The organism is Sphingomonas sp. S2-65 (assembly GCF_021513175.1).
Lineage (GTDB): Bacteria > Pseudomonadota > Alphaproteobacteria > Sphingomonadales > Sphingomonadaceae > Sphingomonas.
This window is the reverse complement of the sequence record NZ_CP090953.1, coordinates 699,828-715,211: the sequence shown is the minus strand read 5'-3', so window position 1 is coordinate 715,211 and position 15,384 is coordinate 699,828. Positions and strand designations below refer to the sequence as shown.

General features: G+C 66.6%; 9 protein-coding genes and 1 tRNA gene. 3 read left to right on the top strand and 7 right to left on the bottom strand.

The window, feature by feature from the left end; all coding sequences use genetic code 11:
- Positions 1-19: 19 nt before the first annotated feature.
- From LZ586_RS03515 to LZ586_RS03490, 6 genes are all read right to left on the bottom strand, one after another.
- On the bottom strand, positions 20-3,433 hold the full coding sequence (locus LZ586_RS03515; protein ID WP_235078303.1) for a TonB-dependent receptor: 3,414 nt from the start codon (positions 3,431-3,433) through the stop codon (positions 20-22).
- Between the two features lie 106 nt (positions 3,434-3,539).
- Positions 3,540-4,505 (bottom strand): FecR family protein, encoded by a 966-nt coding sequence (locus tag LZ586_RS03510; RefSeq protein ID WP_235078302.1) that lies wholly within the window; start codon positions 4,503-4,505, stop codon positions 3,540-3,542.
- The gene (locus LZ586_RS03505; RefSeq protein WP_235078301.1) at positions 4,499-4,975 is read right to left on the bottom strand and encodes an RNA polymerase sigma factor; all 477 of its coding nucleotides are present in this window, start codon (positions 4,973-4,975) and stop codon (positions 4,499-4,501) included. The genes LZ586_RS03510 and LZ586_RS03505 overlap by 7 nt, the downstream gene beginning before the upstream one ends.
- A gap of 91 nt (positions 4,976-5,066) precedes the next feature.
- The gene (locus LZ586_RS03500) at positions 5,067-6,218 is read right to left on the bottom strand and encodes a metallophosphoesterase (protein ID WP_235078300.1); all 1,152 of its coding nucleotides are present in this window, start codon (positions 6,216-6,218) and stop codon (positions 5,067-5,069) included.
- Positions 6,219-6,359: 141 nt separating this feature from the next.
- Positions 6,360-8,666 (bottom strand): EAL domain-containing protein, encoded by a 2,307-nt coding sequence (locus LZ586_RS03495; protein ID WP_235078299.1) that lies wholly within the window; start codon positions 8,664-8,666, stop codon positions 6,360-6,362.
- Positions 8,667-8,735: 69 nt separating this feature from the next.
- Positions 8,736-10,943, bottom strand: a complete 2,208-nt coding sequence (locus tag LZ586_RS03490) for a FecR domain-containing protein (RefSeq protein ID WP_235078298.1) — start codon at positions 10,941-10,943, stop codon at positions 8,736-8,738.
- Between the two features lie 176 nt (positions 10,944-11,119).
- On the opposite strand from LZ586_RS03490, the gene LZ586_RS03485 reads away from it, so the two are divergent.
- The 3 genes from LZ586_RS03485 to chrA all read left to right on the top strand — a co-directional run bounded on the left by LZ586_RS03485 (position 11,120) and on the right by chrA (position 15,118).
- Positions 11,120-12,739: a ShlB/FhaC/HecB family hemolysin secretion/activation protein gene (locus tag LZ586_RS03485; protein WP_235078297.1), complete on the top strand. Its 1,620-nt coding sequence runs from the start codon at positions 11,120-11,122 to the stop codon at positions 12,737-12,739.
- A gap of 157 nt (positions 12,740-12,896) precedes the next feature.
- On the top strand, positions 12,897-13,718 hold the full coding sequence (locus LZ586_RS03480; protein ID WP_235078296.1) for a chromate resistance protein ChrB domain-containing protein: 822 nt from the start codon (positions 12,897-12,899) through the stop codon (positions 13,716-13,718).
- On the top strand, positions 13,715-15,118 hold the full coding sequence (gene chrA / locus LZ586_RS03475; protein ID WP_235078295.1) for a chromate efflux transporter: 1,404 nt from the start codon (positions 13,715-13,717) through the stop codon (positions 15,116-15,118). Before LZ586_RS03480 ends, chrA begins: the two co-directional genes overlap by 4 nt.
- A gap of 116 nt (positions 15,119-15,234) precedes the next feature.
- Here the strand turns inward: chrA and LZ586_RS03470 are convergent.
- Positions 15,235-15,310, bottom strand: a tRNA-Lys gene (locus LZ586_RS03470).
- Positions 15,311-15,384: the final 74 nt, after the last annotated feature.

Sequence of the window (15,384 nt, the reverse complement as noted above, 5' to 3'; positions counted from 1 at the left end):
GGTACGCGGGTACAGGGCGTCAGAACGTAGTTGAGACGCCAAGCCGGAAGCGGCGGCCACCCAGATAGGTGGCGCGGCTATAGACACTGCCGATCAGTTCCTGGACGTCGGGGCTGCGCGTGCCCTTCAGCAGGTCCGATGCTTCGAAATAGACGCGCAGCTTGCCGAACTGCGGCTTCAGATAATATTCGGCGCGCAGGTCCAGGGTACGAACGCTCTTGCCATAGACGCTGAGCCCCCGCGGGTAGAAGACGCTGAGCGTGCTCGACTGGAAGCCATAGGCCAGCGTGCCGTCGAACCCGTATTTGTTGTAGGTCAGCGCCGCGGTTCCCGAGTGCTTGGGCTGCTGGCTGAACGGCACGCCGGAGAACTCGTAGATGCTGTCTTCGTTAGCTGGCGCATAGGCCCAGCTATAGCGCTGGGTACGGGTGCTGTGCGTGTAGGTGTAGTTGGCGAAGACACCGAGGCCGCTTAGGGCCCCGGGCAGGAAGTCGAAGCGCCGTTCGACCTGCCCCTCGACGCCCCAGAGCTCGGCCGGGTGGTCACTGTTGATCGGGGAGCCGCCGGTGATGAAATAGTTTTCCGGGTGCGCCGGATCGAAATAGGGCGGGCCCTGGAAATAGGGGCTGTCCGGCAGCGTGATGGCGGCGAGATTGGCCGGGCCATCGGTGCGGTTCGACTGGAGCAGGTTGGTGATGCGCTTGTAGAAGCCGCTGACCTTCATGATGCCGATCTTGTGGTAATATTCGGCGCTCAGGTCGAAATTGTGGGTCGTTGCCTGCTTCAGGTTGGGATTGCCCGAATTGACCTGGAGCACCGGCTTGACGCCGTCGGGTCCAGGTATCGGGATGTTGATGAAGCTGATCCGTGCCTGGCTGGAAAGCTCACCGATCTGCGGCCGCGCGACCGACAGGAAATAGCCTCCGCGGAAGATGAGGTTGTCGCTCTGCCGATAGTTGAACAGGATCCGCGGCAGGAAATCCTCGGACTTGGCGGTCTCCGTGATCAGCTTGCTGAACTGGTTCTGGAAGTTCAGGTCGACGCCGAATCCGCCACCCTGGAGCGGGCCGATATAGGTCGGGAAGAACAGGTTGCTCGCACTGAGATCGGTGCGGTTGTAGCGCACCCCGCCGATCACCTGGAGCTTGCCGAACTGGAGGTCGGCCTGAACATAGGCCGCGTAATTATCCTCCCGCGTGTTCTGCTTGTCCTGGTCGATCGCCGGCTTGATCGGCATCAGCACGAACTGGGGAAAGCGCGCGGTATAGTCGTCGAGATTGTCGAGGAACTGGATCAGAGTGGATTCGCTCATCGCGCTGAACCCGGTGCCGTTCACGCCGATGCGGCTAAGATCGGTCGGCTCGAACGCCAGTCCTAGCGACGCGACCGTCGCCCCGCCGCCGAACTGCGTCCGCACCAGGTCGCTCTTGAACGTGGCGCGCTCGTAGCGACCGCCCATTTCCAGGTATCTCAGGAACCCGGCACCCACGTCCCACCGGACGCTGGCTTCGGCCGTGTACCGGTCGTTGTTTCCGATCGTCGCGTCGATCTGGCCGGTGCCGTTGTCGATCGTGTAGCGGGAATTGTCGTTGACGAAGTTCCAACCCGCCTGGCTCAGCAGCGGGATCGGGATCCCGTCTCCCTGCCGGGTGCCGAATGGCGTGACGATGTAGCCGAGCCCCGGATCGGTCGCTTCGGGCAGGAAGTAGCCCGCCAGTGCATCGCTATCGGGCATGCGCAGCTCCAGCGTGGTGCTCCGATCGTGCCGCTCGCTGCCATGCGCATAGCCCAGCAGATAGTTGAAGGTCAGCTTGCCCAGGTTGGTCTTGCCATTGAAGCTGTAAGTGTCGGTGACCGTCTTCGCGTTGGGATCATAGTGATAGCCCTGCGAGCGCTGCAGCGATGCGTCGCCGGGCGCCAGGCTCAGATGCAGCGCCGAGATCGCCTGCCCACCGGGAATGTCCGAATACTCGCTCAGTCCCGCGAACTTGTCGGTGAGCGAGTAGGTCGTCCGATCGGCTTCGGCATGCTGGAAGTCGAACTTCAGGTTGCTGTGCGTGCCGATCTTCCATTCGGCCGACACAGTCGCAGCGAGCGTCGACTGCTTCACATGGTTGAAGCTGGTTTCCAGCTGGCTGACATATGCCTGGTCGTCGCCCTCCACGAAGGGGAAGCTCGCGAGCGGATCGATCGCCTCGCCGGAGGTCAGGCTGGGCAGCCCGTTCGCGGCGTTCGGCAGGAACGCGCCGAACTTGAGCACGGTGTTGTACGAGATGTTGCGCACCGAGTTGCGGCGATATTGCACCGACGCGCTCAGGCCGAAATTGTCCTCTGCGCCGAACTTTCCGGCCAGGGTCCCGGATACCAGGAAGTCGTCGCTGAAGTCCTTGCCGCTCTTGCTGCCTTCGATCTGGAAATTGGCGTAGCGGTGCGGGCGGTTCAGCGGCGACAGCGTCTCGATTTCGATCAGGCCGCCGGTGCCGGCACTGTCCTGACTCGGCAGCAGGCTCTTGTTGATCGTGATCTTGCTGACCGAGTCTGCCAGCAGGTTGCTGAGATCGGCCGAGCGCCCGGTGCCGTTGCCGACGGGAAGCTGGAGGCCGTTGAGCTTTACGTTGTTCATGTCCGGATCGAGCCCGCGGACGACGACGTTCGTGCCGTCACCGGTCAGGGAGTCGCGCTGGAACGACACGCCGGGCGCGCGGCGCAGCGCATCGGAGAAGGTGGTGCCGGTGAAATTGCCCAGATCGTCGGCCGAGATCACATCGGCGTTGTTCCTGGCGGTGCGCTGAAGGTTGAGCGCGTTGGCACGGGCGCTCAGCGACCCGTACACGACGATCTGTGCCGGACCGCTGCCGTCCCCCATCGCGAGCTCGACCCGCGCTTCGTCTCCGTCCGCCACGTCGACGCGCTGGCTTACCGGCTCGAAGCCAAGGAACGTGATCTCCAGCGTGTAACTGCCCGCCGGCACGCTAGGGAAACGGAAATTCCCCAGATCGTCGGCCCTGGTGGTCTGCCCGGTCTCGGCGACGCGAACCAGCGCCCCGGCTACGTTGCGATTGCCGTCCGCTTCGGCGACATGCCCGGTGATCGTGCCCGATCCGCGGGGGCCGGGTGGGGTGGTCTGCCGCGGGCGCGTGACGATGTACGACCCGCCATTGGTGACGCTGAGCGAAAGCCCCGACCCTTGCAGCAGTGCACGGTAAGCGGCGGCGGCGCTGTAGCTGCCATGGAGCGGTGACGCTGTCCTCCCCCGCACGGCTTCGTTGGCGAAGACGATGTTCGACCCCGTACGCGCCGCGACCGCGCGCAGCGCCTTGTCGAGCGGCTGGGCGGTGAGATCGAAGGTGTAGCTGACTTGAGCGTGTGCGACCGGAACTGCGATCACTGCGGTCGATACCGTCAGCGCCGCGAGCATTGTTTTAGCGACCATCGAACCCCCCTGTGAAGCCGGCCCCCGTGCCTGCCTCCAACTCAGAGACGATGTTGCGTTGCAAAACAGACATCGAAAAGAAACAAAAGTTTCGTCTCACTCATGCTCAGCGCACGATCCGAAGCTCGGTGCCTGTCTTCTGGATACGCAGGCCGTGCAGCGCTGCAATCGCCGCAGCGAATTCGGTGGTATCGCTGGTTGCGAATACGCCCGACACGCGCAGCGAGGCGAGGTGGGGGTCCTCGACGGCGATATGAGGGCCGCCATAGCGGTTAAGCTCGGCCACGGCGGCGGACAATGGAGTATCGGAGAACACCGCCTGTCCGCGGCGCCACGCGGTGACGGCATCGATCGCCGGCTGGTCGATGGTGGACGGCGCGTCCGCGTTCGCGGTCAGCCGCTCGCCGGGGGCGAGGATCGTCGGATTGACGCTCTTGTTGACGGCGCGCCGATCGGTAACCGACACTTTCCCCTCCAGCAGCGTGACGACCACGCCGCTCCCCGTGCGGCGGACGATGAAGCTGGTCCCCAGCGCGCGGATCTGCTTGTCGCCCGCGGTGACCAGAAAAGGCCGCGCATGGTTCGGCGCCACGTCGAACATCGCCTCGCCGCGCTCGAGGGTGACGCGGCGCTCGTCGCGCGCATAGCGTACCTCGACCTCGGTGTCGGTGTTGAGCGCGATGCGGCTGCCATCCTCTAGCGTCGCCACCTTCTGCTCGCCGCGCCGCGTTCCGTAATCATCGCCGCCGTCGAACAGCCACCAGCCCGCGCCCACGCCGATCAATAGCAACGCCGAGGCCGCGAGCGCCTGGAACTGCCGCCGTGTGGCCCAGCCCTGCGGAGCCGCGCTCTGCCGGACCGGTGTCGCCGCGTCGGCGCACAATGCAACGCCCGGCAACATCGCCCAGAGTTCCGTCGCGCGTTCGAACGCGTCGGCATTGGCGGGATCGGCGCGCAGCCATTCCTGCAATCCCGCGTCGGTCGAACTGCTGCGGTCGTCCGCCTGAAGCCGCGCGATCCACGCCGCCGCTTCCGCGTCGGCGTGCCGGGCAGGGAAGGGGCGCGTCACCATTCCGCCATCCACTGCATCAACTGAAGCGTCGCACGCGCGACCTGCTTCTCTACCGCCGCGACCGACATACCCTCGGCTGCGGCAATCTCGGCATAAGCGAGCCCGTCGAGCCGGCGCCGGAGCAGGATGCGGCGGGTCCGCTCCGGAAGCTGGGCCAGCCCCTCCGAAGCATGCCGGAGCCGTGCCTGCTGCTCGACGATCTGCGAAGGGTCGGGGGTGGCATCCGCGATCGCGTGGAAGTTGTCGATCTCCACGAAAGGCGAGCGCTGGCGGCGGCGACGCTGGTCGATCGACAGATTGACCGCCGCGGTGACGAGCAACGCCTCGCGCGAACGCGCCTCCTGCGCGCGCTCATATCTTTCGATCCGCAGAAAGGCGTCGTGCACGAGTTCGTCCGCATCCTCTTCGGAGACCCCGCGCCGAAGCACTGCTCGTCTGGCTTTGGCCAGCATCTCAGCAACACTCGGCATGGTGATCAGGGTCTCCCTCAGTTCTTAAGACGAACTGGCCCCTCGGACCCGACATTGGCAAGGCGATATGGCTCGCCGGGCCGGAGGCCACCTAGCGCTCGGCGCGCAGGGTGATCCGCGTCAACTCGGGCGGGCGCCCCAGCCGCAGTGCGAAGCCGGGCCACAAGCCTGTGCCGTTGCTGACATAGAGCGTCATGTCACCGACCTGGTACCGGCCCGAAACGAAGCCGTTGTTTCCGCGCGCCACCAGGCGGTCCAGCCCGCGGATCATGCCGCCATGGGTGTGGCCCGACAATTGGATCGCGACGCCTTTGGCCGCAGCCCGGGCGGCGTCCATCGGCTGGTGATCCAGCAACAGCACCGGTGCGCCGGCGGGAGCGCCAGCCAACGCGGCATCCAGGTCGGGGCCGGCTTCGCCGGCCGATGGCGCGGACAAGTCGGTGACGCCGGCGAGCACGAGCTGCGCACCGCCGCGCGCCAGCACTGCGTGTGCGTTCGGCAACAGCTGTATGCCGAGCCCGGCGAGGTGGTGCATCCATTCGCGGTACGCGAAAAAGTATTCGTGGTTGCCAGGTATGGCGTAGACGCCGTCTGGGGCACGAAGGTCGCGCAAGGGCGCCACGTCCTCGCGTCGCATCGCGACGGACCCGTCGATGAAGTCGCCGGTGACCACGATCACGTCCGCACCGGACGCGTTGGTCAGATCCACCACCTGGCGCGCCCATGCTGCCGGAAACAGCCGGCTTATGTGCAGATCGGTGAGTTGCACCACCTTGTACCCGTCGAACGATGCCGGGAGCCCGCGCACGGCGATTGCGACATCCTTGATCGCCGGAACCCGCGTGGCATTCCACACCGCGATGCCCGCGAGCAGCGCGGCGACACTTGCGATGGCATATCGCGCCGCGTCGGGAGCGGCGGCGGATCTTTGCCGCGCCAGCATCGTCACCAGCGTCGCCAGGTCGAGCAGCACCTGCAGAACCGCCAGGAACGCCAGTGCGCCGAACGCCCAGTTCAGAAGAACCACCACGCCGCGCGGGAATTCGGGCGCGAAGACCGAACCCGAGGAGAGCCGGCTCCACAGATGATATTGCGACGCTGCGAGCAGCAAGACCGCCACGACGATCTTCACGTCGAGCGATACTGCCAGCGGCCAGAGCCAGCGCACGATCACGAGCAGGCAGGGAACGGCGAAAATGATGTGAAAAATGCTGAGTCTCCAATGGCCGCGATACGCGGGCATTGCCGCTACGTCACCAAAGAAGGACTGGTGAACGCCTCTGGCTGCTTCTTCATTCAGCCGTCAACGACCTACAGGCAGTTTCGCCGTCAACGGCGGGGCTTCGCCTCATGGCGAGCGCCCTACGACAAGCTGACCTTCCGCTCACGCGGCGATCGAATACTCCGAAAGCAGGACTTCGATCGCTTCGGCTGGAACAGGCCGGCTCACGAAATAGCCCTGTACCATGTCGCAGCCGATCGACTTGAGGAATGCCAGGCACGCGGCGTCCTCGACGCCTTCCGCCACTACCTTCAGGCCGAGTTCGTGCGCGAGGTTGACGGTCGAGCGGACCAGCACGCCATCCCCGCGGTTCTGGTGCGCGAACTGGACGAAGCTGCGGTCGATCTTGAGTTCGTTGAGCGGCAATTGCTTGAGGTAGCTCAAGGTCGACTGGCCGGTGCCGTAATCGTCCATTGAAATGGCGATACCCATCGCCCGGAACGACCGAAGCGCCTCCGCAGCCCCCTGCGGATCGTCCATCGCCGCCGATTCCGTGACCTCGAAGGTGAGCCATGCCGGATCGATCTGGCTGGCCTCGACCAGGGTCCGCAGCGCGATGATGAAATCGGCGGAGTTGAGCAGTTTGGCCGAGATGTTCACCGCACCCGTCACCGCGTGCCCCAGGGCACGCCAGCCGCGCAGATCGGCAATGGTCTGTCCAAGCACGTAGAGGGTTAGCGCGGAAATCCGGTCGTTGCGCTCCGCCAGGGGGATGAACAGGTCGGGCCGCAGGAAGCCGCGTGTCGGGTGCTGCCACCGCACCAACGCCTCTACGCTGGTGATGCGCCCCTGGGCGAGATCGAGCTTGGGCTGGTAGGCGACCTGGATCTCGCCGCGCGGGATCGCAGCGTCCAACTCGCCGAGAAGCGAAAGGTCACGGTCGATCGCCTCGTCATCTTCGGCGTCGTGCGCAAGCCATGGCGTGCCCGCCGCAAGCGCGCGCGCGGCGGCCAGCCCTGCATGGGCGATCACCCGATCCGCCCGATCGGCCCCGGCATCCTCGGCGAAACCGATCGCGAGGCTGACATCGACGCGCCGACCGGCCACGTCGACGGGACTGAGCATCACGGTGCGTAGCGTCACGACGCGTTGATCCAGCTCGGTTCTGTCGTAGCAACGCCAGGCGAGAACCCGATCTTCGACCCGGTACACCGTCACCCCCTCCGACACGAGGGCGATGCGATCGCGCACCCGCTTTACCAGCTCGGACGTGGCGAGCGAGCCAAGCCCGGCGGCGAGTTTCTCGAAGTCGGCGATGTGCGCCGCCAGGACGCCCGCGCCAGGCCGGCTTTGCATCGCCTGAACCAGCGCGTGGCGGTTCGGCAGTCCGGTCTCGGGATCGTGAAGACGGCGGCGCCTTGCCGCAGCCAGCGCGCGCATCAGCACCGCGAACGCTCCCGAGACGGCGATGGTCACCAGTGCCGGCGCCAGCGGGAAGATCCAGTGCAGCAATGCCTCGATCGTCAGGCCCGCGGCGATCAGGACGAGCGGCGCTGCTGCCAGCGTTGCCGCGAGCGCACGACGCGATGGCGCACGCAGGATCAACAGGCTCATGCCAAGCGCGAGCAGCAGCGGCAGGGGCCAGCCGCTCTCGCGCGGAATGCCGGCGCGCAGCGTCTCAGCGGCGAGCGCCTGGATCGCCACGCCAGGGATCACGCCGTAGTTCGGCACCGCATAGCGATCCCCAAGCTCGACCGCGGTGGCGCCGATCACCACGGATTTGCCACGCAGCGCGGCGGGATCGAAGCGGCCGTCGCGGATGTCGACGAAGCTGTGGCGCGGGATCGAGGCGGGATCGATCGCGAAATCGATCGGGAAATCCGTGTCCACCGAGCCGGTTACGCCCGCCAGCATCGCCGACAGCGAAGGTCGCGGCAGGCCGTCGGTGACGACACCCACCGGCATGCGCCGGACGAAGCCGTCACTATCGGGCTGCACGGTCACTGCGGCGAGCGCCGCATGGGCGCGGAGCGCCGGGATTGGCAGCGAGTCCGTCCACCCCTCCGCGCCGGCGCCGTTCTGCTGGCTGAAGGTGGGCAGCACAACCTGGTCGCCGGCACGGGCAAGCGCGGCCGCAAAGACGGCATCCTCGGCGGGTGCTGAGGACGAAGAGAAGTCGACGTCGAAATTGATCCCGGCCACCCCGGCGGCACGCAGCCGGTCGACCAGCCGGGAATATTGATCGCGCGGCCACGGCCAGCGGGCAATCTGGGCGATGCTGCGCGCGTCGATCTCGATGATGTGCAATGCGCCCGAGGCGTCGTGCTGGCGGACATTCCAGCCGATCTGGCGAAGGGCGCGATCTAGCCCAACGCCGTAACCGGACACGCCGGTGGCAATCCCCAGCGCGCAACCAAGTGCCAGCGCCACCGGGCGCCAGTATTCACGAAGTCGAGTCAACAAGCGCATGGGCATCCCTTCAGGGGCAAGCCTTACCGGCAGGATGCTAATGGCCTGTCAACGATCCCGGCGCGCGGTTTAGCGGCCCTTGCCGTTGCCGTTGCCGTTGCCGGGACTGTCGGGCTTGCCGGGGTCCGCTTTGCCATTGCCATTGCCCGGGCTGTCAGGCTTGCCGGGGTCCGAGTTGCCGTTGCCGTTGCCGTTGCCAGGGCTATCGGGCTTGCCGGGGTCCGACTTGCCGTTGCCATTGCCGGGGCTGTCGGGCTTGTCGGGGTCCGAATTGCCGTTGCCATTGCCAGGGGTGTCGGGCTTGCCGGGGTCCGACTTGCCATTGCCGTTGCCAGGGCTGTCGGGCTTGCCGGGGTCCGGGTTGCCGTTGCCATTGCCAGGGCTGTCGGGCTTGCCGGGGTCCGGGTTGCCGTTGCCGTTGCCAGGGCTGTCGGGCTTGCCGGGGTCCGGGTTGCCGTTGCCGTTGCCAGGGCTGTCGGGCTTGCCGGGGTCCGAGTTGCCATTGCCGTTGCCAGGGGTGTCGGGCTTGCCGGGGTCCGACTTGCCATTGCCGTTGCCAGGGCTGTCGGGCTTGCCGGGGTCCGAGTTGCCGTTGCCATTGCCAGGGCTGTCGGGCTTGCCGGGGTCCGACTTGCCGTTGCCATTGCCGGGGCTGTCGGGCTTGCCGGGATCCGGGTTGCCATTGCCGTTGCCAGGGCTGTCGGGCTTGCCGGGGTCCGCTTTGCCGTTGCCGTCACCTGGGGCGTCGGGCTTGCCGGGGTCCGATTTGCCGTTGCCGTTGCCAGGGCTGTCCGGCTTGCCGGGATCCGATTTGCCATTGCCGTTACCAGGGCTGTCGGGCTTGCCGGGGTCCGACTTGCCGTTGCCGTTGCCAGGGCTGTCGGGCTTGCCGGGGTCCGACTTGCCGTTGCCGTTGCCGGGGCTGTCGGGCTTGCCGGGGTCCGCTTTGCCGTTGCCGTCACCTGGGGCGTCGGGCTTGCCGGGGTCCGATTTGCCGTTGCCGTTGCCAGGGCTGTCCGGCTTGCCGGGATCCGATTTGCCATTGCCGTTACCAGGGCTGTCGGGCTTGCCGGGGTCCGACTTGCCGTTGCCGTTGCCAGGGCTGTCGGGCTTGCCGGGGTCCGACTTGCCGTTGCCGTTGCCGGGGCTGTCGGGCTTGCCGGGGTCCGACTTGCCGTTGCCATTGCCAGGGCTGTCGGGCTTGCCGGGGTCCGACTTGCCGTTGCCGTTACCTGGGGCGTCAGGCTTGCCGGGTCCCGAGTTGTCGTTGCCAGCGCCGTCGGCGTTGCCGGAGTTCGAATTGCCATTCCCGTTGCCGCCGCCGTTGCCAGCAGTTGCGCTGTTGTTGCCCGAACCGCTGCCGGTAGGCGGCGTCACGGCCCCCACGCCGGTACCGCCGCGAACTTCGTCGGCGGCTACGCGGACTGCTGCAACATTCACGCTCGCGACTTGCATGCCGCTCGATCCGCCTACCAGCCCGTTGGTCACGCGACCCAGATCCGCTGGCGCCGCCACGATCGGACTTTCGATCATTTCGATGTCCGCGACTTCGCTGCCGCTCAGGCCCGTATCCTCGGGTGCGGTCCCCGCGCTGGTCTCGCTTGTGGCCGCGGCACTGCTGGGCGCGGTCGCGTCGCTCGGTGCCGGGACGGGCGCAGAGGGCGCCACCGGTTGGGCAGCAGGCGGCGCGGCACGCTGCGGTGAATCGATCGTGCGGGTATCCTGGCCCTGAACGGTCAGGCGATATCGATCGGTGGAGGAGACGATCGCGACCGCACCAGGACGGATAAGGTCACGCGCGCCGCCATCGCTGGTCGACGTCTCGACCGCGCCCTCGACGACCTGGAGGGACGAGCCCTGGTCGGTAACCGTGATCGAGAAAGTGGTGCCCTTCACCACAGCCGCCAGATAGGGAGTCTGCACGCCGAAATGCGGGTTCGGCTTCTTCTCGATCTGGAAGAGCGAGTTGCCCCATTCCAGCACGACATCGAACATGCCGCGCTTCTCGGCTGCAGCGGGGATGCGCACGCGGCTGCCGGCGTTCACCGTCATGAAGTCCTTGCCGCGCACCACCACCGCCCGCGAGCCCGCAGCGGTCCAAAGCGTAGCGCCTTCAGCGACGACGCTACCGCGACGAACCGGGCGGCTGCCCGCGGCATCGCGGACCATGACCGTTCCCGCCGCTTCGCTCACCGTCCAAGGTCCGCTTTGCGCCAGCGCCACCTGGCTGCACGACAGAAGCATCGCGCACGCGAGATACTTGGCAAAACGGATCATCTCGAAAGTCCTTTGTCTGGACGGTCGCAAATACGCTGGACTCGTTGAGAGGCCGTTTCGGCGCGTAGTTAATGCGTTGATCCCTTGAGGAAATCGTAACGGCTAGGAGGTTAGGCGAGCTGGTGAAGGCTCAACCCACCATGCACCTATCCCGTTTCGCTCTGCTCCCGCTTGCCATGCTTTTGGCACTTCCGTTCGGCGCTTCGGCGTACGGGCAGACGGCGCTCGACCGCGTGCAACCGCCGATCGTCAAGGACGAGCGCACCCCCGACGAAGCGACGGCACAAGCAAAGCCGGCGCGCATCGATGTCGATGCGCGCCCCGCGCCCGCTACGCCCACCCGCGCGGTGCGAGTCGGTGCGATCGTCCTGCATGGGCTGCACAGCCTGACGCCGTCGGACTTCGCGGACATCCTTGCCACGCGGGTCGCCCAGACCTTGCCGCCACAGGCGCTCTCCGAGCTTACAAGCGCGATCGCGGCACGCGCACGCGACCGCGGCCTCGTCTTCGCTTCGGCATGGATCGGCCCGCAGCAGCTGCGCAACGGCGTGCTCACTGTCGAAGTGGACGAGGGCCGGATTGACGAGATCCGCTTCGACGGGCCCGAACAGCCCGCCGTTCGCGCTGCACTCGCCCCCTTGGCCGACGGCAAGCCGGTTCGCATGGACGCGCTCGAGCGGCGGTTGCTGATTGCTGGCGACATCGATGGTGTCCGCATCCGCAACAGTCGGTACCTTCGCGAAGGCCAAAAAGGGGTGCTGCTCGTCAAGCTGACTGTCGAGCGCGTCGCCGGACGCGTGACGCTGGCCAATGACGGCACCAAGCCGATCGGCCCCGAACAGGTCACGCTGCAGGCCGATTTCTTCGGGCTGCTCGCCCAGGACGATTCGCTCACGCTCACCTGGTCGGAAACACCCGCGGAGTTCGGCGAACTGCATTTCGCCCGCGTTCGTTATGAGAAGCGGGTCAGCCGCAGCGGGAGCGAGATCGCGCTGACCGCCAGCGGCTCCGTCGCGCGGCCAGGCGCCTATCTGGAACCCTTCGGCATCCGCAGCCGGAGCTGGTATGTCGGGGCGTCGGTCCTCCAGCCGCTCTTGCGGCGGCGCGCCACCAGCCTGTGGTTCGAAGGCGAGCTGGGCGTGCGCAATCTGTCGCAGCACCGCAGGGGAAATCAGGTCCGTGACGACCGCGTGGTTGCCGCCCGCGCGACGCTGTACGGCTATGCCGACGTTGCAGGAGGCAGGCTTCGCGCCAGCACCACCGTCTCACAGGGGTTGCGTGTCTTTGGTTCGACGGAGCCCGGCGACTTGCTCGCCTCGCGTTTGGACGCGGATGGCACCTTCACGACGTTGAGCGGCTGGGCCGACTGGACTCGCGACCTTGGCGATGACTTCAGCCTGCGGCTTTCGATGGTCAGCCAGCTCTCGTCGGATCCGCTGCTGATTGGCGAGGAGATCGGTCTTGGCGGAACCGGCTTCCTGCGCGGCTATGACTGGTCGGAGCGCAGCGGCGACGAAGGTGTCGCCGGGCTGGTCGAGTTGCGCTACGCCCTGGACCACCCGCTGGGGCTCGTACGTCGCGCGCAGCTCTATGCCTTTGCCGATGGCGGTAAGGTGACGAACCAGGGAGGCGGGTTCGGCAGCGGATCGCTGGCCTCGGCGGGCGGCGGCATTCGTGCAGACGTCACGCGCAGCTTCGGCGCCAATCTCGAACTGGCGATGCCACTCACTGGCGTGCGCTATGACACGAATGACGAGACGCCGAAGATCAACTTTCGGCTGCTGAAGTCGTTTTAGCGGCTTGATGAGGGCCGTCGGCCTCCGACGAACACCGCTCTCGCTCGGCCGTTGACAGTAGATCCAACTCGATGCTTATTTGCGGCATGGGGACGGCGGTCTCCCCACGAGGCGTCAGCCGAAGAATCGCGTCCTGTCTATCAACCAAGGACGCCGCATGCCCTCATTGAACCATATCGCCCCCGACAAATTGGTGCGCCTGATCGGGACACCCACGTCACCCACCATCATCGACGTCCGCGCGACTAGCGACACGGCGCGGATACCGGGTTCGATCCTGCTCCCGGCGGACAGCGTCGAGACCTGGTCCGGCAAGATCGCCGGATCGGTCGTGCTTGTCGACGAAGACGGGTCGTCCTCCGCGCAGGCGGCCGCCGCATGGCTGCGGACGGAGGGCGTCGATGCCGACGTGCTGGAAGGCGGCGTCGCCGCCTGGCGTGAAGCGAGCCTGCCGACACTGGACGTGTCGAAGCTGCCGCGCCGGGACGCGCGCGGCGGCACCGTCTGGGTCACCCGCTCGCGTCCCAAGGTTGACCGCATTGCCTGTCCGTGGCTGATCCGCCGTTTCATCGATCCCCGGGCGCGCTTCCTGTTCGCACCAGCCGCCGACGTTCTGACCGTCGCGCACGATGCCGGCGCGACACCCTTCGATGTTGCACATGACGACGTGTTCTGGAGCCATCGCGGCGAGCGCTGCACCTTCGATCTGATGGTGGCGGAGTTCGGCCTGACGGCCTTTGCCGGGCTGGACTATCTCTCGTCGATCGTGCGGGGCGCCGACACGGGCAAGCCGGAATTGGTGCCCGAGGCCGCCGGGCTGCTTGCCGTGTCGCTCGGCCTGTCCCGTATGCACGGCGACGATTTGGAGCAGCTGGAAGCCGGCATGCCGGTCTATGACGCGCTCTACCGCTGGTGTCGGGACGCTCGAAGCGAGAGGCATGACTGGGCATCGCACACGCCGCGGGAGGTGCGGTCGTGACCGCCGCGGCTACGAGCAGCCCGCCCGCTGCCGCACGCCCGGCACCGGTCACCCTCGGTACGGCATTCTGGGTCTGGCTCCGAATCGCGTTGCTGTCGTTCGGGGGGCCGGCCGGGCAGATCGCAGTGATGCACCGCATCCTGGTCGAGGAGAAGCGCTGGATCGGCGAACAGCGGTTCCTGCACGCGCTCAATTATTGCATGCTGCTGCCGGGCCCCGAGGCGCAGCAGCTCGCCACCTATATCGGCTGGCTGATGCACCGGACCAAGGGCGGCATCGTTGCCGGCGCGCTGTTCGTACTGCCCGGTGCGGTCTCGATCATGGCGCTCAGCTGGATCTATGTCCTCTATGGCAAGCTCGGCATCATCTCGGCGCTGTTCTTCGGCTTGAAGGCAGCGGTGCTGGCAGTCGTGCTCCAGGCGGTGGTGCGGATCGGCAGCCGCGCGCTGCGGTCGATTGCATCGCGTGCGCTGGCGGCCGCTGCATTCGTGCTGATCTTCTTCATGGGCGTGCCATTCCCCGTCATCGTGCTTGCCGCCGGACTGATCGGCTGGTTTGCCAGCCGCGCCGGATCGACAGCGTTTGCAGGTGGCGGCGGACACGGCGCCGCGAAGGGTGCGTACGTCGCCGACGCGGACACGCTGCTGGGCGAGGCGCTTCCGGCGCATGCGAGGCCGGACTGGCGCGCGACGCTGCGTACGGCCGTGCTATGGCTGACATTATGGCTCGTGCCGGTCTTGGCGATCGTCATCGCGCTTGGTCCCGACAACGTCTTTAGTCGGATCGCGACCTTCTTCTCCACGATGGCGACAGTGACCTTCGGGGGCGCCTACGCGGTGCTCGCATATGTCGCGCAACAGGCTGTCGTGGATTATGGCTGGCTCCAGCCCACCGAAATGCTCGACGGGCTGGGCATGGCGGAGACCACGCCGGGGCCGTTGATCATGGTGCTCCAGTTCGTCGGCTTTCTCGGCGCGTATCGGGAGGCGGGCGGCATCAATCCGTTGCTGGCCGGCACGCTCGGCGGCTTGCTGGCAACGTGGGTGACGTTCACGCCCTGCTTCCTGTGGATATTCCTCGGCGCGCCGTTCATCGAGCGGCTGCGGGGTAATGCCACGGTGTCGGGCGCGCTGTCGGCGATCACCGCGGCGGTGGTCGGCGTGGTGCTCAACCTCGCAATCTGGTTCGCGCTCCACACGATCTTCCGCGCGACGGTTCCGATCGCCGCCGGGCCGCTGCGCTTCGACGCGCCGGTGCTCGCCAGCCTAGATCCCTGGGCATTGGCGCTGTCGATTGCCGCAGTGCTCGCGATCTTCGCCTTGCGCGCGGGCGTGATCACGACGCTGGTCGCGACGTCGGCAGCCGGCATCGGCCTCCACTTGCTCGGTCTGGTCGGCTGATGCGGCGGCCCGGAGCTGGGCGGCGCTCGCCGCCGTCCGCACGGCCAGGTGCGTGCACACGCTACTTCGAAGAACGACCGCTTCTCACGGTGAAAGCTAAATCATCGCAGAAGGAATGGTGGACGCACTTGGGCTCGAACCAAGGACCCGCTGATTAAGAGTCAGCTGCTCTACCAACTGAGCTATGCGTCCATTCCGGGGCGTGAAAGGCGCTTGTTGGAAGAGCGCCACCGCGTTGGAGGGGCGCCTTTAGCGTCGCTTTCCGC

Coding starts and splice junctions, on each gene's coding strand:
- LZ586_RS03515 (WP_235078303.1), bottom strand. CDS start 3,433: ATGGTCGCTAAAACAATGCTCGCGGCGCTGACGGTATCGACCGCAGTG.
- LZ586_RS03510 (WP_235078302.1), bottom strand. CDS start 4,505: ATGGTGACGCGCCCCTTCCCTGCCCGGCACGCCGACGCGGAAGCGGCG.
- LZ586_RS03505 (WP_235078301.1), bottom strand. CDS start 4,975: ATGCCGAGTGTTGCTGAGATGCTGGCCAAAGCCAGACGAGCAGTGCTT.
- LZ586_RS03500 (WP_235078300.1), bottom strand. CDS start 6,218: ATGCCCGCGTATCGCGGCCATTGGAGACTCAGCATTTTTCACATCATT.
- LZ586_RS03495 (WP_235078299.1), bottom strand. CDS start 8,666: ATGCGCTTGTTGACTCGACTTCGTGAATACTGGCGCCCGGTGGCGCTG.
- LZ586_RS03490 (WP_235078298.1), bottom strand. CDS start 10,943: ATGATCCGTTTTGCCAAGTATCTCGCGTGCGCGATGCTTCTGTCGTGC.
- LZ586_RS03485 (WP_235078297.1), top strand. CDS start 11,120: ATGCTTTTGGCACTTCCGTTCGGCGCTTCGGCGTACGGGCAGACGGCG.
- LZ586_RS03480 (WP_235078296.1), top strand. CDS start 12,897: ATGCCCTCATTGAACCATATCGCCCCCGACAAATTGGTGCGCCTGATC.